The organism is Arthrobacter sp. 2RAF22, assembly GCF_052115325.1.
Classification (GTDB): Bacteria; Actinomycetota; Actinomycetes; order Actinomycetales; family Micrococcaceae; genus Arthrobacter.
On record NZ_JBFRGL010000001.1, the window covers coordinates 76,647 to 97,634 of the forward strand.

Genomic DNA, 20,988 nt, shown 5'->3' on the forward strand with positions numbered 1-20,988 from the left:
GGGCAGGAGCCCTGCCAAGCACTTCTACTTCCGTCCGATGAACCAATCCTGGAGCTTGCGCAGGCGCGACTGCAATTGCTCCTCGTTCGCCTGCGCGACTGCCGGTCCGCCACACACTTCGCGCAACTTGTTGTGGACGACGCCGTGCGGGGTGCCGGTGCGGGCCGACCAGGCCGCGACGTTTTTTGCGAGCTCATTGCGCAGGTCCATCAGCATGCGGTGGTCCGGAACCGCGGGTGACGCAGCGGCAGCCAACGGAGACTGGCGTTTCTTCCTCGACTGCTGGTCATGCTGCCGCTGCCGGAGCAACGTTCCCACTTGTTCGGCGTCGAGCAGCCCGGGGATCCCGAGGAAATCAAGTTCGTCCTCGGAGCCGATATCGGCTCCCGTACCGAATTCGCCGCCGTCGAACAGCACCCTGTCAAAGGATGCCTGCGAATCGAGGGCCTCGAATTTGCCCTTCTCCAGGGAGTCCGAGGCCTTCTCTTCGCGGTTGGCCTCAGCCATCAGGTTCTCTTCGGGGTTGAAGAGGCCGTCCGGATCTTCCTTCTCCGGCCGGTCCAGCGCGTGGTCCCGCTCGGCTTCCATGGAGTTGGCCAAGGCCATGAGGGGTGGCACGGAGGGCAGGAAGACCGACGCCGTTTCCCCGCGTTTGCGGGCACGGACGAAGCGGCCCACGGCCTGGGCGAAGAACAGCGGCGTGGAGGTGGACGTCGCGTAGACGCCGACCGAAAGCCTGGGGACGTCGACGCCTTCGGACACCATGCGGACGGCCACCATCCAGCGCTTGTCGCTGGCGGTGAACTCCTCGATCTTGTGCGAAGCCTTGGAATCATCGGACAGGATCACGGTGGGCGACTGACCCGTGATCTTCTTGAGCTGACCGGCGTAGGCGCGGGCGTCGTCGTGATCCGTGGCAATCACCAGACCGCCGGCGTCGGGCACGGTGCGCCGCACTTCACTGAGGCGCTTGTCAGCGGCAGCAAGCACGGCGGGGATCCATTCGCCGCTGGGGTTCAGCGCGGTCCGCCACGCCTGGGAGGTGATGTCCTTGGTCACGGCGGCCTCGCCGAGGGAAGCCGCCATTTCGTCTCCCCCGCTGGTGCGCCATCGCATCTGGCCCGAATACGCCATGAACAGCACGGGACGGACGACGTGGTCCCTCAAGGCATTGCCGTAACCGTAGGTGTAGTCCGCTTTCGAGCGGCGGATGCCGTCACGGTCTTCGGCGTATTCCACGAAAGGGATGGGTGAGGTGTCGGAACGGAAAGGCGTTCCTGTGAGGGCCAGGCGCCGCGCCGCTGGATCGAATGCCTCGCGCAATCCGTCGCCCCAGGACAACGCTTCGCCACCGTGGTGGATTTCGTCGAGGATGACCAGGGTGCGGGCTGCCTCGGTCTTGGCCCGGTGGAGCATGGGCTTGCTGGCCACCTGCGCATAGGTCACTGCGACGCCGACGAAGCCCCTGCCGTGCTGGCCGTCCGCATTCTTGAAGTTCGGATCGATGGCAATGCCCACCCTGGCGGCGGCGTCCGCCCACTGCCGTTTCAGGTGGTCGGTAGGGGCGACGATCGTCACGCGGTTCACGGTTCCGCTGTCAAGGAGCATGGACGCAATCCGCAGGGCGAAGGTGGTCTTACCCGCGCCCGGCGTTGCCACGGCGAGGAAATCGCGCGGGCTCGCGTTCAAGTACAGGTCCAGCGCTTCCTGCTGCCAGGCGCGCAGCTTCGGGGCGGTTCCCCAGGCTGCGCGTTCCGGATAGGCCGGAGGCAGCGCCGGGCCGCCGAAGAGTGTTTCAGTCACGCGGATTCCCCCCGACCAGCAACGATTCCAAGCAAGGCCGCTGCAGCCAGCGAAACCCAAATAACCACAAAAAACACCAATCTGTTCCGGATGCGCCGAATCACGCAGGGCAGCACACAGGCAGGGGAAAGCGTTCCCCCGCCTACTACCAGGAAATACCCGACTACTGGGGCTTACTCGCTACTTGGAGCCGCCCGAGCCGCCTTTGTCTCCGCCGTCGTTACCCGGGCGAAGTCCTTCATAGATTTCTTTGCACTCGGGGCAGACCGGGAACTTCTGCGGGTCCCGGCCAGGGGTCCACACTTTACCGCACAGCGCAATCACGGGTTCGCCCGTCAGGGCGGACTCCATGATCTTTTCCTTGCGGACATAGTGCGAGAAACGCTCCCGGTCACCGGGTTCCACTTCTTGGCGCAATTCCTCGCGCTCAATGGTTGCAGTGGAAGTTCCGGCTCCGGAAAGCTCGCGCATGGGATCGTTTTCGAATGGGTCCGGAGGCAGCGTCGTCATGCCATCCATCTTAGCCGCTGCAGCTTCGCGATCAGATGCACCGTGTCAGATGCTCTGCCATTTCGGCTTGTTGTCATAGGTGTGGCGATAGTAGTCGGCGAGCTTGAGCGAGGACGCCGCAGCCTCATCGATCAAGATGGTGGCGTGCTGGTGCATCTGCAGCACTGATGCCGCGCAAATGGCCGCAACCGGCCCCTCGACGAAGTCCCTGACGGCCTGGGCTTTCTGGGCACCCGTAGCGATCAGGACCACGTGCCGGGCATCCATGATGGTTCCCAAACCCTGCGTGACCACGTGGTGGGGAACATCGTCGATGCTCTTGAAGAACCGTGCGTTGTCCTTGCGGGTCTGCTCGATCAGCGTCTTGATCCGGGTCCGCGAAGCGAGCGATGAGCCGGGCTCGTTGAATCCAATATGGCCGTCGGTGCCCACGCCGAGGATCTGCAAGTCAACGCCGCCGAGTTCGCGCATGGAGTCCTCGTACGCTTGGCAGGCCGCGGGAAGGTCGGCCGCGGTACCGTCCGGGCTGTGGACGTTGGAGGGGTCGATGTTGACGCGGTCCGTGAATTCACGGCGGATGACTTCACGGTACGACTCCGGATGGCCAGGCTCGAGCCCCACGTATTCGTCAAGGGCGAAGGCGTGTGCCTGGCTGAAGTCGAGGCCCCTTTCCTGATGGCGGCGCGCCAATTCGTCGTAGACAGGGAGCGGAGAGGACCCTGTGGCCAGGCCCAGGACGGCATTCGGCTTTCGGAGGAGCAGCGCCTCGATGGCATCCGCGGCAAGCGCCCCGATCTGCTTGCTTCCCGGAAGGATGACAACTTCCATCGTCCACGACCTTTCTAGCTGTGTTTCCCGGATCGACTGGTTCAAACTCGAGGTTATCCCATGTCCCATAACTTGTCATTGTCGTTCATGGAATCAACGGTTGACGCTCAATTGCGCGAAGAGCTCCGGCCCGCGCCGGTCAAGCCATCGGCCGCCGATCCGGACACCCGCAACGAACAATGCCGCTCCGAGAACCGTACCAATTGCCAGATTGATCCATCCCCACAGTGGATCGCCCGTGACCGACTGGACAATCACCAGGACAAGCTCCGGAAGGACGAGGAGGAACAAGACTGCCATTCCCCCGAACTGGACCGCCAGTGTCTGGGCAACGTTTCCCGGCGGCTTCTTGAACGGGCTGTCACCGGGCAACGGCACGGTGGACGTGTACCGTGCCGACACGATGGAGGCCAGGCCCAGTCCGGTGAACAGCACACCGAGGGAAAGACCCAGGACACCGGGCAACCAGCCCCAGTCGCCGGTCAGGAAAAAGGGCCCGACGGCGAAGATCAACACCACCGGGAGGGCGAATGCCAGGCAGGCCAAGGCCCGGCCGAGCCGGTCGTGAATGCCGCGGACCCCGGTGGCCAGATGCAAGGCAAAGGCGGTGTTGTCGTAGGAGACATCCGCGGAAATAGACCATGCGAGGACAAAGGCGGCCATGGGTCCCAGAATCACCAGCATGGAGTAGCTTCCGGACTGCGCTGACTGGAACAGGAAAATCACGGGCAACAACGGGACCACCATCAGCGAAGCTGCGTAGCGCGGATCGCGGACCCAGTAGCTGAGGGAGCGTGCGGCAATGGCACCGGTGGGAGTTGCCGGCAGCAGTCCGAACAAGCCAAGTTTGCCGCCGCGTTTCCTTGATCCACCCGAATATGGCGGAGTGACCAGCGCCCGCTTGAGCAACGCATTCCAGGCGGCAAACAACACGAGGAGAGTGGCGAGGCCGATCACTGCCTTCAGGCCGGCGGCGGCAATATCTCCGGACGCCAGATCCCCGCCAAGCGACCAGGAAGCTCCGAGTGGAGTCCAGGAGACCGTCCGGGCAAGTTCCGGGAGATAGCCCGTGGAACCGGATACTCCCCTGAAGACGCCGGCTACGATCGGTCCCATCAGCACGAGTGGCACAAAGACCACAATGCTGCTCACGTCTTTGAAACGGCGGGAGGCCGCGAGCCTTGCAGTCGCCGTCGTGATGACTTTCGACAGGACCACGCAGCTCAGCACGCCCAGCACGGCACCCAGCAGGGCGCCGAGCGCCGCCGGCACGCTGCGCCACCATGTGGCCGCAGTGAACAAGGCCACAATCGTCGTGGACAAGCCCGGCAATCCGATGAATCCGGCGAGGGTAAGCCCGGCCAGCAGCTGGCGCATGGGAATCGCCGACGTCGTGAAGCGGGAAGGGTCAAGCGTCATGTCGGCGGCCGAGGCCATCAGGGGAACGATTGCCCAGGCGAGGATCGCGGCGGCGCCACCGAGGACGACGGCGGTGTGGGCCGTCTCGGCGTCGGCCCACCGCAGGGCGACGAGCGTCACCACGAGGGTCGCGACGACCCCCAGCGCATAGAGCCCTCCGATCGCGATTCCCACAAGCTGGCCGGGGCTGCGCCGGAAGCCGTTCAGCAGGAGCCGCCACTTCAGGCTCAGAAGGTGCGCAACCATTCCAGGCCCCCCGTCTGGTTTCCGCCGCCCACGAGCTGCACAAAGCGGTCCTCGAGCGTGGCGCCATCGCGGACCTCGTCGACGGTACCGGCGGCGAGGACCCTGCCGGCAGCCACGACGGCTACGTGGTCGCACATGCGCTGCACAAGGTCCATGACGTGGCTCGAGACGATGACCGTCCCTCCCGAGGCCACATAGTTGTCAAGAATTCCCCTGATATTGGCTGCCGAGACGGGATCCACGGACTCAAAGGGCTCGTCCAGCACCAGCAGCCTGGGCGCATGGATGAGCGCCGACGCGAGGGCAATCTTCTTCGTCATGCCGGCGGAGTAGTCCACCACGAGGGTGCCGGCGTCGGCGCTGAGATCCAGGGCGGCCATCAACTCTCCCACCCTTTGGGCAACGACGTCCCTGTCCATGCCGCGGAGCAAGCCGGCGTAAGTAACAAGCTGCTCACCCGTCAAGCGGTCGAAGAGGCGGACGCCGTCGGGCAGTATCCCCATCAGCTTCTTGGCTTCGAGCGGCTTCGTCCACACATCCACGCCGTGGATGTAGGCCGTCCCGAAATCCGGCCGCAAGAGCCCGGTGGCCATGGACAACGTGGTGGTCTTGCCCGCCCCATTGGGACCAACGACGCCGTAGAAGGAGCCGGCCGGGACGTCCAGGCTGATGCCGTCGACGGCGATTTTGCCGCCGAAGCGTTTCGCCAGTCCGCGCAGGGCCAAGGCGGGCACCGGGGATGTGGGAGGGGAACCGGGAAGCTGGACAGTCATGCAGTCAGCCTAGCCCCGGGGGCGGTGCCAGGGGTCGTCCCGGAGGTGGAACTACGGGGCCCCTTTTACGGATCCGCCTCATCCCAAAGGACTAGCTCCTAGAAGCTGTGCCGTGGAACCGCGCGCTGATACTGCGGCGCCCAATCCAAGGGGAAGCCGAGTTCAAATGCCGCGCGGAGCCACCAGTGCGGATCGCGGAGGGCTGCCCGTGCCATGAATACACCGTCGGCTTGGCCCGTAGCTACAGTGTGTTCGGCCTGTCCTGAGGATGTCAGGAATCCGACGGCTCCGGTGGGAACTCCCGCTTCGCGCCGGATCTGTTCGGAGAATCCCGTCTGGTATCCCGGGCCGGCCTTGATCCGCTGGTGGGCCACCGCACCCCCGCTGGAGACGTCCACCAAGTCCACGCCGCGCTCGGCCGCGGCCCTCGCGAGACGCACCGAGGCGTCAATGTCGATGCCGCCCTCGGCCCAATCACTGGCGGAAATCCGCAGCAGCAACGGCATCGAATCCGGAATGACCGCACGGACGGCGTCAACGACCGCAAGCATCAAGCGGTTTCGTGCCGCCTCGCGGCCTCCCCAGGAATCCTCGCGCTTATTGATGAGCGGGCTTTGGAATTGGTGCAGGAGGTAGCCATGTGCGCCGTGGATCTCCACCGTGTCGAACCCGGCGTCCACAGCCCGTCCGGCCGCCGCGGCGAAATCCGAAATCACGGCGTGGATGTCCGCCTCGCTCATGGCGAGAGGAGCTGCAAGCCCGGCGAAGGCCTCGACTCCGGGGCCGCGGGTAACCCACCCGCCGTCGGACTCCGCTACGGATCCGCTCTCTTCGGCGAAAGGCCAATAGGTGGAAGCCTTGCGGCCGGCGTGCGCCAGTTGGACGCCGATCTTGCCGCCCACCGCACTGTTGCGGTGGACGAAGTCCACAATCCGCTCCCAGGCGCCCGCTTGCTCGTCCGTGTACAGTCCGGCGTCCCGCGGGCTGATCCGCCCCTCCGGGCTGACGGCCGACGCCTCGGTGAGGATGAGCGCCGCGCCGCCCGTGGCAAACGCTCCAAGATGCACCAGGTGCCAATCGTTCGGCACGCCGCCCCTGCCGTCGGGCGAGCAGTTGTATTGGCACATCGGGGAAACCCAGCCGCGATGCGGCAACGTCAAGGAGCGCAATTGAAGCGGACTGAACAACGCCGGCTGCGTCATTAGAAGAGGACCCGCGCCAGACCTTGCCGGGCCTTGGCAACGCGTTGGTCCGCAATGCCGACGACGTCGAACAGCTCCAGCAGGCGCACACGAGCCGTCTCGCGCTCGGGCCCGAAGTTGCGGCCAATGAATGCGATGATGCGGTTGAACGCGTCCTCGATGTGTCCGCCCGAAATGTCGAGGTCGGCCACTGTGAGCTGTACTTCGATATCGTCCGGCTCCTCCGCCGCACGCTGACGCATGGCTTCGGCATCCGTTGCCGTCAGGAGCTCAATCCTGCCCATGAGTTCCACCTGGGCAAGTCCGGCCTTCGCCTCGGCGTCAGCCGGTTTCTCGGCCAGCGCCTGGCGGTAGGCACTGGCGGCGGCGGCGTAATCCCCCGCTTCAATGGCGTCGAAGGCTGCCTGGTGCAGCGGCGGCAAAGGAGGGGCCTCCGCAGCAGCGGGGCCAGCGCCGATGCTGCCCGTTACGCCGTTGGCTTCGGCCACCTTGAGGAGTTCATCGATGAGGGCACGGATTTCCTGGTCCGACGCGGGCCCCTCGAAGAGCGGCACGGGCTGGCCCTTCAGGACCGCGACGGCGGTGGGGACAGCCTGGACCTGAAATGCCTGCGCAAGCTGCGGGAACGCGTCCACGTCCGCCGCGGCCAGCACCACTTTGCCGGCGTAGCTTTCGACGACGCCTTCGAGGCTATGAAGGAGGGTCGAGGCCTCCAAGGAGCGATTGGACCACAAGAGGAAAAGGACGGGAATCTGCGCGGAGAGCTGGACGAGGTCCTGGAAATTGGCCTCGGTGGCATCTACGCGAAGGGGCTGGCCGCTTCCCGGGCTTCCGCCGGAGGCAGCCGGGGCACCGCTCGGTGCCGCCGGCGCAGGGCGCCGCAATGCAGAGAGGTCGACGGCGCCGCGCAGGTTGAGCTGGCTGGCAGCGGCTGGAGAGACGGGACGGGATCCTGGCGAACTCATACCGTCCACTCTAGCCGCTGCGCCGACAGCATTTGCCTACTGGAAGCTGGCTCCCACCAGGCCGCGGACCGCGGCAACGAGCTTCATGGGAGCGGTCGAGCCTGCCGGCGGAATGTAAACGGCTACCGACTCCGAGAAGGTCTGCACAAGGCCGACTTTCGTGGAATCCCCGCCCGCGAGCACTGCCGCGGCTTTGTCCACGGTCAGCGTGTCTCCATCCGACTTGGGTTTGCTGGTGAAATCGAAGTTCAGCTTTCCCACCACCACGGCGCCGCCGTCCGAGGTGCGGAACACTGCCGTATCCGTCGGAGAGGGCGTGTGCGTGAAGGTGAAATTGCCGTTGGTACCGGACTTGACCGTGCTCGCCTGGTAGTCAAGGACATCGGCTATGTAGGGCGAGTTGGTGCCTTCCACGAGCTTGTCCTTGAATGCCGAATCGGCCTTGGTCAAGCGATCGCCCAGGGCTGCCATCGCCTCGGTCCCGCTGTACTGCAGCCCGGACTTGTCTCCGGCCGCCAACTGCGCGGTTCCGCCCAAGGGGATCGCCGGGAAGGACGTTCCCGGCTGAAGCGGGGAAGTGCTCTTCAGCTTGTAGTTCTCCCGCGGCGAGGCCTGCACGAGGGTAAGGACCTGGGGAACCACGTTGCCATCGCCCTGGGTCAGGGCGATCACAGTGCGGGGCCAGGTTCGCTGGTTGGAGATGACGCTGCCCAGCAACTTGCTGGACCGGACGGGCATCCGCGCCTCGTGAGTAGCAACCTGGGACCGTATTTTATAGTTCTGCGTGCGCACCTGCAGTTCCGCGCCGTCAACCCTGGGAGCAAGTTTGGAGGCATCGCGTGCGGCATCTCCGGCCGCCACGGCGCCGGCGACCTGGTCCAGGATGCGCTTGAGCTGCGCGTCCACCAAGACGGGGACGTTCTGCGCTCCGGCGGTCCCCGCGGGGCTCGGCGTCGCGGATCCGGAGGGAGAAGGAGTCTCGGCCGCTTGGGCACCTGCCGCGGTGCCACCGACGAGGGCCGTCACAACAGCGGCGGCTACAAGCGAAATACGAAGTGCGGGACCCGCGGCTGTGCCTTTGTTGGTGTCCTGGGCAGGTGCGTCCCCGGCAGGTGTGTCCTCGCCCAGGGGGTCCTTGTCGGTTTCATCGGCGGTGCCTTTGCTGGCGGTCTCCGGGGAGTTTCCGGTGGTTACGCCGCCCCGCGGACCGTTGGGGCGGCCGCCCCGGCCCTTGGTGAACTTGCTGACGAACGGCAACGCCGCACCCGCGACAATGAGGATCGCGCCAATGACGATGAGCGGTACGGCCCACGGCATGGTGGCATCATTGGCGAATGTAATGGAGACCGACGACGGCGCCGGCTTGGTTCCGTCGCTCGCCAGAAGGAGGGACCAGTTGCCGCTCGCGGGAGGGGTGAAGGTGTACTCCAGCTGTCCGTCGGCGTTCTCCGTTTGGACCCACAAGTCCGATCCGGTAGGAGAGGGGGCGTTTGCTTCGCCGTCGGTGCCTGAAAGCTGGAGGGACTTGCCGTCCTCGGAGACGCCGTTGATGGTGTTGTGGGCGGTCTTGCCGACCCACGCATCGACGTCATCCGGACGTCCCACAGCCAACACGAACTTGCCGTCGCCCTTGACGCTGATCTGTCTGGGACCGCCCTTGTGGGTCAACACGTCTTGGGTGATCACCGTCAGCGGAGCGGCTTTGGAGTCGCCAGGGGCGGACGCGGTTACGGTCTCGGCCGGGGCCCAAAAGGTCAGCTGGCCAATGCCGGYCAACAGTGTCAGCAGGCCAAGCAGCACCAGCGAAACTGCAGTCTTCAATCGCACAGGAATACCAATCATCAGCGGTCGTTGAACTTCAAGGGTAACGGTTTTGTTACCAAGGAGTCAGTTCGGGGTCCTCCCAGAGGGCTTCCCGCCGGAGGGCTTACCCTCTAGAATTCGGCAATTCCGGCCTGCTGATAGTGTGGCGAACAACATGACATCGGGCACCCCTCGAGCCTGACCGCGGAACGAAAAGGCAGCTGAAACACGTGAAAGAGCGCAAGGATCCCACACCCGCCGAACAAGGGCCCGGCACCAGCCCGGGTGGCTTGGATGATGGGTCTGCCCAAGACGGCAGGGATCACGGCGAGGGCCTGATGGCGTCCTTCGTGCGCCGCCTCCGCCAGCCCATTCCCGGCGCCCAACCGCGGGTCCGTTTCGAAATGCCTCCCGAACTTGAGCACGATGCAACCGCCGAACCCGCCTTGGATGAATCCGACGGCCCGCGCTTCGGTTCCCCTGGCCCGAGGATGTCCGCGCAACACCCGCTGTATGTCGGCTTCATGGGCACGGCCGGCGTCGGCGTCGCCCTCATGCTGTACTACATCGGCACCAACACCGCCCAACTGCTGTTGTGGATCGTGACGGCCCTGTTCATTGCCTTGGGACTTGACCCTGTGGTCCGCGGGCTCGAAGAGCGCAAGGTGCCGCGCCCGGCCGGCGTCGTCATCGCCGTCGGGGTCCTCGTTGCCGGAGTGGCGGCGTTTTTCGCCACCCTGATCCCCACCATCGTGGAACAGGTCTCACAGATCGTCCGGCAGGCTCCGGACTGGATCCGGGGCTTCGTGGATTCGGATTTCTTCCGCTCCCTGGACAGCCAATTCGGCGTCCGCGACAAGATCAGCCAGGAACTCGACAAGTTCGTCAAGAACCCGGACGCCATGGGCGGTATCTTCGGCGGCGTCGTCGGCTTCGGATCCACCGTGGCCAACGGGGTCTTCGGGACGCTGATCGTCCTGGTCCTCAGCCTCTACTTCCTCGGTGCCCTGCCTGCCATGAAGAGATGGGGATACAGGCTCGCACCACGGTCGCGCAGGCCCCGGGTGGAAGCGCTATCCGAAGAAATCACTCGCTCGGTGGGCAACTACGTGATCGGCCAGGTCTGTGTTGCCTTGCTCAACGCGCTGTTCGCGTTCATCGTCATGAGCATCCTGGGCATTCCGTTCAGCGTCCTGTTGGCGTTCGTGGTTGCCCTGCTTGCCTTCATCCCCTTGGTAGGCGGGCTGATTGCCGCTGTGGTGGTCATTCTGGTGGCTTTGACCGCCGGCTGGCAGACCGCCGTGATCTACGCCATCTGCTACTTCGCCTATCTGCAGTTCGAGGCCTACTTCATCTCTCCGCGCATCATGCAGAAGGCAGTTGCCGTCCCGGGTGCTGTCGCCGTGATCTCGGTGATCGCGGGCGGCAGCCTGCTGGGCGTGCTCGGTGCATTGATCGCCATCCCGACGGCCGCAGCCATCATGCTGCTGATCAAGGAAGTCTTCATCGTCCGCCAGGACCGCCACTAAGCGGTGACTGTTAAACCGTAGCCATTAGGCCGTGGCCACTGGGCCTGCCCAGTGGCGAGGCAAGCCATGGGGTCCCGCACCGGCTTCCGTCACGTCGTCCACAATCTCGTCCAAAACCCGGGCAGCGTACTTCTCGCCGACCCACAAGTGCTTGGCGCCGTCGATCCCCACCACCCGGGCCTGGGGCACCAAACTGAATCGTTCCGCGGCCTCGGCGGGCTGAAGATAGTCGTCGTGTTCCGGAACCAGGACCGTCAGCGGCTTTCCCGAAGCAGCCCATTCCTTCAAATGCACGTCCGTTGCACGGTGCAGCGGCGGAGACAGCAGGACGGCGCCCTCCACTTGGGAAGCCACCGGTTCCACCGCACCGTACATCAAGGCCAGCTCGGTGCCGAAGGACCAGCCCACCAACCAGCGGTTCGGAAGCCCGCGCTCCACAGCGAAGCGAACAGCAGCCTCGACGTCGTACCGCTCGCCGATGCCCTCGTCGAAGTGCCCCTGGCTGGTACCCCGGGGCGAATGCGTTCCCCGCGTGTTGAAGCGCAGAACCGCGACGCCGGCCAGCGCCGGAAGCCGATAGGACGCCTTCCGGTAAACGTGCGAATCCATGAATCCGCCGTGCGTTGGCAGGGGGTGCAGGGTAATAAGGGTCGCCGAGATCTCGCCGGATTCCGGCAGCGCCAGCTCACCCACAAGCAACTTGCCGTCTTCGGTGCGGAATTCCACGTTTTCGCGGTGCGCCGGCAAAACGGTGGATGCCCTGATGTCCGTGGCAGACTCCGGCTGGCTGAAAACGAGGGAAGCGGGATCGAAACTCATGCTTCCAAGCTTAAGCGCTCAGCGGTATCTGTAGGTCCGGCCGGTCCAGCAGTTGTTGTGCCAGTGGCGGCGCTCCGCCAGCCCTGCGGCGTCGCCGAAGAGGTGCGTCTCGGACCACACCACCAGGTGGGCGATGCCAGGCATGATGGCCATCGAACAGCCGGGACATATATAAGTCTTCTCGGCATTGCGTGCGGTCATGGTCCGGACCATCCAGTCGCCGTCGGGGGCGCTTTCCCTGCGGGCAATGCCCGAGCGGGCACGTTCCAGGTCCAGTTCCGGCGACTCGCCTGTCCGTTTCCAGCTTGCCTTGGCTGATTCGGTGCGTCGGGGGCGGTTGGAGCGGGGCATGACTCCATTCTGCCCCAGTCGCTAGTTGCGCGGGGCAGGGGATGCGGCAGAGGAAGTAAAGTGGAGCGGGTGCGACTCGTCATAGCCCGTTGTTCCGTAGATTACGTTGGCCGCCTCAAGGCCCACCTCCCCCTTGCCACCCGGCTTTTGCTCGTCAAATCCGATGGTTCGGTGCTGGTCCACTCCGACGGCGGCTCCTACAAGCCGCTGAACTGGATGAGCCCGCCCGCAACCCTCCGGGTGACGACGCCGGAAGAGACCGAAGTGGAAGAAGGCGTGGTGGAGCAGTGGACCGTGCAGTCGGCCAAGACCGATGACCGGCTCATCATCAACATCTACGAGCAACTCCATGACACGTCCCACGACCTCGGAACGGACCCCGGGCTCATCAAGGACGGCGTCGAGGCCGACCTGCAGCGACTGCTCGCCGAGCAGATCGAAACACTTGGTGCCGGCTATTCGCTCATCCGGCGCGAGTACTTCACTGCCATCGGTCCGGTGGACATCCTCGCCCGCGACGGCGACGGCAGGACGGTCGCCGTCGAACTCAAACGGCGCGGCGACATCGACGGCGTCGAGCAGCTCACGCGGTACCTCGAACTTCTCAATCGCGATCCGCTGCTGGCCCCGGTGCGGGGCATTTTCGCCGCCCAGCAGATCAAGCCGCAGGCGAAGGTCCTTGCCAACGACCGCGGAATCGACTGCGTCACCCTGGACTATGACGCGATGCGGGGCGTGGACGACAGCGAGTCCCGCTTGTTCTAGCGGTCCGGGCCCTCATGCCGGGTAAACCGGGCCAAGCGCGGGCCCCGGCAACTAGAATCAAAACATGACTGTCCCAGACCGGCCTGTATCTTCTTCTGCGCCCGTGCGCCACCTGATCACCGGAACCATCGTCAGCGACGGTGCGGTGATCGAAGATGGCCTGGTGGCGGTGGAAGACGACCGCATCGCCTTCGCCGGGCCGGCCACCGAATTCCACGAAGCAGCCTTCGAGGGGTTCGAGGAAACTCCCCGGACCGATTTCCCCGCGGAACGGTACATCGTTCCCGGATTCGTGGACGTGCACTGCCATGGCGGCAATGGAGGCGACTTCCCCGGGGCTGATGAATCGTCGGCGCGCAAGGCCATCGATTTCCTGCACCGCTCCGGAACCACCACGCTCCTCGCCAGCATGGTCACGGCGCCCCGGGAGGACCTGCTCCGCGGCATCGAGCTTTTCGTGCGCCTGGCCGATGAAGGACTCGTAGCGGGAATCCACCTTGAGGGGCCCTTCCTCTCGCACGCGCGATGCGGTGCCCAGAACCCTGCTTATTTGCTGGAGCCGGACCTGGACCTCATGACGGAGCTGGTTGAAGCCGCTGCAGGCAAGCTCGCAACCATGACCTATGCCCCCGAGCTTCCGGGTGCCGCTGCACTCGTGGACCTGATGACGTTCCACGGAGTAACGCCGTCTCTTGGCCACACGGATTGCGACGACGCGACGGCGGCAGCCTCCCTCACTGCGGCGCGTGAGGGCCTGGAATCCGCCGGTTTCGACGGCGTCAGCTCTCTGCCCACCGTCACGCACTTGTTCAACGGCATGCCTCCCATGCACCACCGCTCCCCCGGCCCCGTGGCCGCCTCCCTTCGGACGGCCCAGGAAGGCAAGGCCGTGGTGGAACTGATTGCGGACGGCACGCACCTGGACCCAAGCACGGTCGCAACCGTCTTTCAGCTGGTAGGCGCAGCAAACGTTGTCCTCGTGACCGATTCGATGGCGGCGGCGGGACTCTCCGACGGAAACTACATGCTTGGCCCCTCCCCCGTGACCGTGACGGACGGCGTCGCTACCTTGGATGCCACGGGATCCATCGCGGGTGGCACCGCCACCATGCTCGACGTCGTCAGGCGCACGGTTGCGGCCGGCGTCGGGCTCGCCGACGCGGTTGCCTCGGCGACGGCGGTTCCCGCCGCGGTTCTGGGGCTCTCCGATGAACTTGGCGGCCTTCGGAGGGGCTTGCGGGCCGATCTCGTCGTCGTGGACAAGGAGCTTCAACTCGCGGGTGTGTTGCGCAATGGGGATTGGCTCGCCTAGGCCGAATTTGCGTGCTCCCTATGGCGGATCCCGTGGCCGGCGCGCTTTCTTCCGTTACCTTCTTTTTACTTAAAATTTGTCGGAATTCCCCAGCAGACCGTTGACCTCCACTATCCGCCATGAAAGTGTTGTAGCAGTCTTTGTGTAGGTGTGATTCATGCTCGCAAGACGTGTTGCGAGCGTGAAGCTCCTGCGAAGCCAACCAGGCCTTGCTTGGACGGAATACCAGGTCTTCTCGCGGAGTAACCAAGGCCGGCACGCGGTGTGCCGGACTTAATAGTTCCACAATGAGGAGAAACAAAAATGGCACTGGGCACCGTCAAGTGGTTCAACGCTGAAAAGGGCTTCGGCTTCATTACCCCGGACGACGCTGAAGGCGACGTCTTTGTCCACTACTCCGAGATCCAGACCGGCGGATTCCGCACCCTCGACGAGAACCAGCGTGTTCAGTTCGAGATCGGTCAGGGCGCAAAGGGCCCGCAGGCCACCGGCGTAACCGCCGTCTAGTTTGACTGTCTGAATTCTGCTTGGCAGGTTCAGGGAAGGGGTTCCGCACAGGCTGCGGGACCCCTTTTCCTTTTCAGGTGACCAGGGTGCGGAGAAGCCTGGCAGTTTGGCGAACGGATAGCCCCGGCAAATATGCGCGGCTTAGCGCGGCGCCGATCGCGGGAATCTCCAGGCTGTCCTGATAGTACATATACAAAGTCCTGTACTCCGGCTGGAACCTCGATTTGAAGCGGGCCAATGAGCGGAATCCGTAAACAGGTTCCAGGGTCCTGCCCACGAGGTCGAGAATGCCCGCCAGGCCGGCTTCCCCGCTGGAGAATTCCTCGGTCTCGCCGGCAAGAGGAGAGCCCGACAAAGAAATGACCTCCACTCCCTGCCGCAACTCGTGCACTGCCGAGGCAATCATGAATTCCATGAGGCCAGGAAAGGCATCGCTTCGCCGACGCATGAAATCCAAGGTCCAGCTGATCACCCGCCCGTCACGAAACACCGGCAGCCAACTGGTGACCCCATAGACAAACCCTTTGCGGTCGACGGCGATGCAGCACAGCACTTCATCGTCCATCAGCTCGTCGAGGGAACCCAAGGTAAAGCCCATTTCGGGTACCTTTTTCCTGGCGGCCCACTCTTCCGACACTTCGCCGAGTTGGGAGCGTACGTGTTGCGGAAACTCCGAATAGCGCCCCCACCGGGCTTCAACGCCGGCCTTTAGCGCGCGGTTCTTTGCTGTACGGACGTTTTGCCACGCTTTGCCCGTGAACTCAAGGTCACGGATGGAGAGCCGGGTTTCCTGGGCGACCGCAATTCGGCGAAATCCCGCGGATTGCAGCATCGGCCACAATTCCTCGGTGCAGGAATAGAGGCACGGCACCAATGCATGGTGCGCACAGTAGTCCAGGAACCCCTCGGTCGCGGCAGGGGCTTGTGCGGGATCACCGAACGGTCCGGCAAGGGTCAGTGCCACGTTTCCGTGCTGCTGGTAGGCAATTCCAGCGTCCATTCCGGGAGTGAACCAGAAATTGTTCGGCTCCCATAGCGCCATCCACGAAAGCGACTCCCCGCCGCGTTTGACCAAAGCCTTGGCCGCCAGGCGGGCCGGATCGTCGCCGCCGGGCCCGTGCTGCCGTTTCAGGAGCAGCGTCCACACCGCTGCCATGGCCACGAGCCAGAAGATGATCCCGGACCACGCGAACAATATCGACTCGGCGGCGCTACGTTCCGCGAACACTCGACCGAAGGCCGTGGGTATGGGCAAGGGAAGATACTGCCGGGCGAGTTCCGCAATGAGGCCGAGGATGCCGCCGTCGTGCGCCATACCGCCCGAGCCGAGCCAGGCCCCGGTGTAGCCACTCGCCAAGATGAGCCACGTACCGCCAACCAGCCACGCCATTTTCCGGCGGAGCGGCGCCCTGGAGCCCACCACAAAGTTGCCCCGGAAAAGGAAGAGCAGGACCGCCAGGATAAGGGGAACCATGGCGAGGGTCAGAATGTGGAACACCGCGGAGCCCATGACTACCGTACGGCCCCGCCCTGGAAAATGCGGAATGCTGGCAAACAGCACCAGATAGGCAAAGGACAAAGCCACCACACCGAGTTGCACGGCGATGGCGATTTTCAATGCCAAACGCCTTCCTTGGCGCATGCCCACCGCGCAGATCAGGAGAAGCAACGCGGGCACCACCGCGAGGGCCACGCCGGCGGGCCCGGGATAGCCCTGGCGTCCAAGCTCAAGGCAGCTGATGTCCACGGTTCCACCGCAGTTCGCCTGTAACTGGTTGAGCGTCGGGACCGGGTTCAGGACCATTTCGCGGAGCAACGCGAGCGGCCCCGCGGGGCTCCTCACCGCGCCCGCCACCAAGGGCCCGACGCCGAAAATCGCCACCATGAGGGACAACAGGTTTCGGGTTTCACGCCTGGTCGCCCGGTGGCTCGGTTGAATCCCGTGGTCGAGCTGGAGCCACAGGCCCGCCCCCAGTCCGAGCACGGCTCCGGCCAGGGCCATGACGGCTGAGGGGTCGCCGACGTACAGGACCAAGAGGAGCGCCAAGGACACAGCGGTCGCCCTCAGGCGCCTGCGCCACAGGGTCGGGAGAAGGCCGCTGGCCGCCATCGAGACGAAGAGGGTTGCCGAAAGCGGCCCGGAAGTCCTGGCGTCCATCATCCGCCCCAGCCAGCCGTCGTCGGCGTAGGCTGCCAACTGGACCACCAACAGAAAAGCGGTGACCGTGGCAAACTGTCCGCCAAAGAAGCCCGCCGCCGTGCGGAACCACCCCAGCTTGCGCTCTGCAGAGCCCAACAGCACGACAAACAACAACGAGCTCATCACGTAATCGAGGGGGTTGGCTGCAAAGAACATCGACGTCCAGATGGACCACCAGTCCCCCGACTTCAATCCTCCGCCGCTCACGCTTGAAAGGTGCCGCAAGACGTCGGGGCCGTACCCGAGATCTGAGTCGAAGATCGCGGGAGTGAGAAGGTACAGGGCGAGCACAATCACGGTGAACGGGATTGCCCCGATGTGGGCAGCCACGTTGCCCAGGATGGCCCGGGCAAGCGTTGCCACCATCTTCCGGGCGGGTTTGCCTTCTTCGGGATCAGTCGTCTGGTCCTTGGATAACCGGGCTTCCTGGGTGCTCACTGGACGAGTCCCCAGCGAGGGGCCAGGAATTCCATGGCGGAAGGAAGCTCTTGCACGGCGACCGCCCACGAATGGCCGGCTCCGGAAACTGAAGCGTGCCGGATGTCGAAGCCGGACGTGCGGGCGGCCGCCGCAAGCTCGGTGGCGTAGCCGACGAATTCGCCGTCCGAGGCCCCGACGGCGAAGAAGCCCGCAAGCCCGTCGTAGCTTCGCTGTTTCATCAGGTTCAACGGTGTCAGGGCGTCGAAGGCCGTAGAGTCGCCGCCAAATGCGGTCTGGATGGTCCGCCGGCGGTCCGGGCCAAGTGAAGGCTCCCGCTCTCCCGAGAACGCGATGAACGAAGGATAGATTTCGGGATGCAGCGTAGTCATCTGCACGGCACACGTTGCGCCGAAGGAGAACCCGCCGACCGTCCACTTCCTTGGGTCGGCCGAAACCTCGAGCGTCGAATTGATCCAACGCGGAACATCGATCGCTAGGTAGGTATCCGCACGTGCGATCCGGCTATCCATACACATCGTGTTTGCGGTATCGGAACCGTTGGGATCGACCACCACGACGACGGGCGCCACGCCTCCGTGCCGGGCGGCGAAAGTATTCATGGCCGGTTCAAGGAGACCGCCGGTCAGCCAGTCGGCGGGACGTCCGGGTTGGCCGGCAAAGAGCACCAGAACCGGTAGTTGGCTGCGGTCAGCGGATTGGTAGGCCGGCGGCAGGTAGATGAAAGCATCCTGGGCCGTGAATCCGGATTCGATTCCGGGGATCGACGCCCTGCGGACAAGTCCCCCCTCAGGCAGCGACACCGGGAGGGTTCGGGAAGAACCCCTCTTGAACCCCTCCTCAAGCTGTGGGATCCGGCCAACATTGTGGCCGAAGAGATCAGCCGCCGTGTGGTTAAGCCCGAAGTAGCTGTTGGTCTGAAGTGCGGAGAGGAGCAGGACCGCGAAGAACGAGACCCCTGCGGCGCTCCTGCCGCGCCACGAGGAACCCGGAAGCCGAAAAAGGAAGAGGGCCAGCGCGGAAAAGGCAACCGTCGACCAAGCAAGGACATCGAAGGGGAGATCCTCCGGGAAGACGGTGAGGACGTTGACGAGCAGCCAATGAATGACCGCAACAACTCCGCTTGCGGCGACAAGCGACACAACAATGGAAAGCAGCCAGCGCCGGTCCCATCGCAGGAGAAGGAATGCGCTCCCGGCAATTCCAGCGCCAAAGATGGTCCAATAGAACGGACCATCAACAAGGCTCAGGTTGTACAGGAATTCCACTGTCCTCAGCGCCAGGTGCCGACGCCCACCACGGGGCCGGCCTCCAGCCAGGATGACAACCCGGCGTAGGCATCAAATCTCATTGCCAGCATGAACCGCTGGCCTTCGTGCTGGAGTTCGACGACCACGACGTCGGGCTGCAGCCTCGTCAGTTCTTCCTCCGTTGGCTTCCGGCGGCCCAAGAGTTCCAGGGAGCTGCGGCGGAAGCTGTGTCTTGGACGGAAGCTAAGGGAAAGCAGGCGGAACCACTCAAGCTCCGAGTCCTGATAACGACAAACCCCCATCCGCCAGCTGTTTCCAGCCGTGCAAATGGAGGCGTCGACCGTGCCCAGGGCGCGCCGCAGATTGAAGCGGCGCACCCCGACGAGGCACAGTGTAAAGATCAGCAACGCAAACGCCGTTGCCAAGGCGATGAACGGAATAGCAGAGTCGTCCATCAAGGTCTTGCTATCGGATCCCCGCAGTAGCTGAATCGCCCAACTGGGCGTTGTCAGCGACGATCACCACGCGGTTGTTGTCGACGGAGAAGAACCCGCCGTCCACAACTACTGCAAGGCGGTCTCCGGTAACCGGCTCGATGGCCAGCTCGCCCGCGGCCAGAATGGCGAGGAGCGGCGAGTGGCCCGGCAGGATCCCGATTTCACCATCGCTGGTACGGGCCTTGACCATCTTGGCCGCACCGGACCACACGAAGTGGTCCGCTGCGACAATCTCAACCTCGAGCTCAGCCATACTACTTGGTCTGTTCCTGGATCTTGGCCCACTGGCGCTCGACGTCATCCAGGCCGCCGACGTTGAAGAACGCCTGCTCTGCGATGTGGTCCAGCTCGCCGTCGCAAATCGCCGTGAAGCCTTCGACAGTGTCCTTGATGGACACGGTGGAGCCTTCGACGCCGGTGAACTGCTTGGCGGTGTAGGTGTTCTGGGACAGGAACTGCTGGATGCGGCGTGCACGCGACACGACGATCTTGTCTTCTTCGGACAGTTCGTCGACGCCGAGGATGGCGATGATGTCCTGGAGTTCCTTGTTCTTCTGCAGGATCTGCTTCACACGGACAGCCGTGTTGTAGTGGTCCTTGCCGATGTACTGCGGGTCCAGGATGCGGGAAGTCGACGTCAGCGGGTCAACGGCCGGGTACAGACCACGGGAGGCGATTTCACGGGAAAGTTCCGTGGTCGCGTCGAGGTGTGCGAAGGTCGTTGCCGGAGCCGGGTCGGTGTAGTCATCAGCCGGCACGTAGATAGCCTGCATCGACGTGATCGAGTGGCCCTTCGTCGAGGTGATGCGCTCCTGCAGGAGTCCCATCTCGTCAGCGAGGTTCGGCTGGTAACCAACTGCGGACGGCATGCGGCCGAGCAGGGTGGAGACCTCGGAACCGGCCTGCGTGAAGCGGAAGATGTTGTCGATGAAGAGCAGCACGTCCTGGTTCTGCACATCGCGGAAGTACTCCGCCATAGTGAGCGCAGACAATGCCACACGCAAACGCGTTCCCGGCGGTTCGTCCATCTGGCCGAATACAAGGGCAGTGTCCTTGAGGACGCCTGCCTCTTCCATTTCAACCCAGAGGTCGTTTCCTTCACGGGTACGCTCGCCAACGCCGGCGAATACCGAAGTACCACCGAAGTTGCGGGCCACACGGGTGATCATTTCCTGGATCAGAACGGTCTTGCCGACACCGGCGCCACCGAACAGACCGATCTTTCCACCCTTGATGTACGGGGTGAGAAGGTCGATGACCTTGATGCCGGTCTCGAGCATCTCCGTGGAGCCCTCGAGGGACGCGAAGGCCGGGGCCTTGCGGTGGATCGGCCAGTAAGCGTCCGCGTTGATCTCGGACTCGTCAACGTCCAGCGGCTTGCCGAGAACGTTGAAGATGTGGCCCTTGACGCCGTCGCCGACAGGCACGGAGATCGGGGAGCCGGAGTCCTGCACGGAGGTGCCGCGGACGAGTCCGTCGGTGGCCTGCAGGGAGATGGCACGGACGAGGTTGTCACCCAGGTGCTGGGAGGTCTCGAACGTGATGGTCTTGGTCTCACCGTTGAGGGTTACCTCGGTGGTGAGTGCGTTGTAGATCGACGGGATTGCGTCAGCCGGAAATTCGACGTCGACAACCGGGCCGATGACGCGGGCAATGCGGCCGGTGGCGCCGGCCGTTGCGGCTGCGTGCTCGGTAGCGGTGGCAGTCATCTCTCTCACTTCACTCAGTAGATGGCGTGGGGTTAAGTTTATCTATTTGGTGCAGGTGCAGC

General features: G+C 64.2%; 19 protein-coding genes. 4 read left to right on the forward strand and 15 right to left on the reverse strand.

Annotated features, from left to right (window positions below; all coding sequences use genetic code 11):
* Positions 1-24: 24 nt before the first annotated feature.
* From AB4068_RS00365 to AB4068_RS00400, 8 genes are all read right to left on the reverse strand, one after another.
* On the reverse strand, positions 25-1,803 hold the full coding sequence (locus tag AB4068_RS00365) for a DEAD/DEAH box helicase (protein ID WP_284988399.1): 1,779 nt from the start codon (positions 1,801-1,803) through the stop codon (positions 25-27).
* A gap of 180 nt (positions 1,804-1,983) precedes the next feature.
* On the reverse strand, positions 1,984-2,322 hold the full coding sequence (locus AB4068_RS00370; protein ID WP_059387622.1) for a DUF3039 domain-containing protein: 339 nt from the start codon (positions 2,320-2,322) through the stop codon (positions 1,984-1,986).
* Positions 2,323-2,358: 36 nt separating this feature from the next.
* Complete coding sequence (gene nagB / locus AB4068_RS00375) at positions 2,359-3,141, reverse strand: glucosamine-6-phosphate deaminase (RefSeq protein ID WP_059387621.1); 783 nt, start codon at positions 3,139-3,141, stop codon at positions 2,359-2,361.
* Between the two features lie 93 nt (positions 3,142-3,234).
* On the reverse strand, positions 3,235-4,806 hold the full coding sequence (locus AB4068_RS00380) for a transporter (RefSeq protein ID WP_441432428.1): 1,572 nt from the start codon (positions 4,804-4,806) through the stop codon (positions 3,235-3,237).
* The gene (locus AB4068_RS00385; protein ID WP_284988401.1) at positions 4,788-5,579 is read right to left on the reverse strand and encodes an ABC transporter ATP-binding protein; all 792 of its coding nucleotides are present in this window, start codon (positions 5,577-5,579) and stop codon (positions 4,788-4,790) included. The genes AB4068_RS00380 and AB4068_RS00385 overlap by 19 nt, the downstream gene beginning before the upstream one ends.
* Before the next feature lie 98 nt (positions 5,580-5,677).
* Positions 5,678-6,781, reverse strand: a complete 1,104-nt coding sequence (locus tag AB4068_RS00390; RefSeq protein ID WP_441432429.1) for an NADH:flavin oxidoreductase/NADH oxidase — start codon at positions 6,779-6,781, stop codon at positions 5,678-5,680.
* Positions 6,781-7,746 (reverse strand): tetratricopeptide repeat protein, encoded by a 966-nt coding sequence (locus tag AB4068_RS00395; protein WP_284988403.1) that lies wholly within the window; start codon positions 7,744-7,746, stop codon positions 6,781-6,783. Before AB4068_RS00395 ends, AB4068_RS00390 begins: the two co-directional genes overlap by 1 nt.
* A gap of 36 nt (positions 7,747-7,782) precedes the next feature.
* Positions 7,783-9,588 carry a hypothetical protein gene (locus AB4068_RS00400; protein ID WP_441432430.1) on the reverse strand — a complete coding sequence of 602 codons (1,806 nt, stop codon included), beginning with the start codon at positions 9,586-9,588 and terminating at the stop codon, positions 7,783-7,785.
* 299 nt (positions 9,589-9,887) lie between these two features.
* On the opposite strand from AB4068_RS00400, the gene AB4068_RS00405 reads away from it, so the two are divergent.
* Positions 9,888-11,078, forward strand: coding sequence for an AI-2E family transporter (locus AB4068_RS00405; protein ID WP_284988486.1), 1,191 nt, complete (start codon positions 9,888-9,890; stop codon positions 11,076-11,078).
* 24 nt (positions 11,079-11,102) lie between these two features.
* On the opposite strand, the gene AB4068_RS00410 is transcribed toward AB4068_RS00405, so the two are convergent.
* Both AB4068_RS00410 and AB4068_RS00415 read right to left on the reverse strand, forming a co-directional pair.
* The gene (locus tag AB4068_RS00410; protein ID WP_307054223.1) at positions 11,103-11,897 is read right to left on the reverse strand and encodes an alpha/beta hydrolase; all 795 of its coding nucleotides are present in this window, start codon (positions 11,895-11,897) and stop codon (positions 11,103-11,105) included.
* A gap of 18 nt (positions 11,898-11,915) precedes the next feature.
* Complete coding sequence (locus AB4068_RS00415) at positions 11,916-12,248, reverse strand: ATP/GTP-binding protein (protein ID WP_284751215.1); 333 nt, start codon at positions 12,246-12,248, stop codon at positions 11,916-11,918.
* A 69-nt stretch (positions 12,249-12,317) separates the two neighbouring features.
* Between AB4068_RS00415 and nucS the strand changes: the two genes are divergently transcribed.
* The 3 genes from nucS (at position 12,318) to AB4068_RS00430 (ending at position 14,832) form a co-directional block, all read left to right on the forward strand.
* Positions 12,318-13,013 carry an endonuclease NucS gene (gene nucS / locus AB4068_RS00420; RefSeq protein ID WP_284988405.1) on the forward strand — a complete coding sequence of 232 codons (696 nt, stop codon included), beginning with the start codon at positions 12,318-12,320 and terminating at the stop codon, positions 13,011-13,013.
* A 64-nt stretch (positions 13,014-13,077) separates the two neighbouring features.
* A complete protein-coding gene (gene nagA, locus AB4068_RS00425) occupies positions 13,078-14,325 on the forward strand; it encodes an N-acetylglucosamine-6-phosphate deacetylase (protein WP_441432431.1) in 1,248 nt (415 codons plus the stop codon).
* Positions 14,326-14,628: 303 nt separating this feature from the next.
* A complete protein-coding gene (locus AB4068_RS00430; protein ID WP_028264741.1) occupies positions 14,629-14,832 on the forward strand; it encodes a cold-shock protein in 204 nt (67 codons plus the stop codon).
* A 73-nt stretch (positions 14,833-14,905) separates the two neighbouring features.
* On the opposite strand, the gene AB4068_RS00435 is transcribed toward AB4068_RS00430, so the two are convergent.
* The 5 genes from AB4068_RS00435 to atpD all read right to left on the reverse strand — a co-directional run bounded on the left by AB4068_RS00435 (position 14,906) and on the right by atpD (position 20,926).
* A complete protein-coding gene (locus tag AB4068_RS00435; RefSeq protein WP_441432659.1) occupies positions 14,906-17,398 on the reverse strand; it encodes a bifunctional lysylphosphatidylglycerol flippase/synthetase MprF in 2,493 nt (830 codons plus the stop codon).
* 68 nt (positions 17,399-17,466) lie between these two features.
* Positions 17,467-18,738, reverse strand: a complete 1,272-nt coding sequence (locus AB4068_RS00440; RefSeq protein WP_441432432.1) for an alpha/beta hydrolase — start codon at positions 18,736-18,738, stop codon at positions 17,467-17,469.
* Positions 18,739-18,743: 5 nt separating this feature from the next.
* Positions 18,744-19,175: a DUF2550 domain-containing protein gene (locus AB4068_RS00445; RefSeq protein ID WP_059387617.1), complete on the reverse strand. Its 432-nt coding sequence runs from the start codon at positions 19,173-19,175 to the stop codon at positions 18,744-18,746.
* 10 nt (positions 19,176-19,185) lie between these two features.
* Positions 19,186-19,470 carry a F0F1 ATP synthase subunit epsilon gene (locus AB4068_RS00450; protein WP_059387616.1) on the reverse strand — a complete coding sequence of 95 codons (285 nt, stop codon included), beginning with the start codon at positions 19,468-19,470 and terminating at the stop codon, positions 19,186-19,188.
* 1 nt (position 19,471) lies between these two features.
* Positions 19,472-20,926 carry a F0F1 ATP synthase subunit beta gene (atpD, locus tag AB4068_RS00455; protein ID WP_059387615.1) on the reverse strand — a complete coding sequence of 485 codons (1,455 nt, stop codon included), beginning with the start codon at positions 20,924-20,926 and terminating at the stop codon, positions 19,472-19,474.
* Positions 20,927-20,988: the final 62 nt, after the last annotated feature.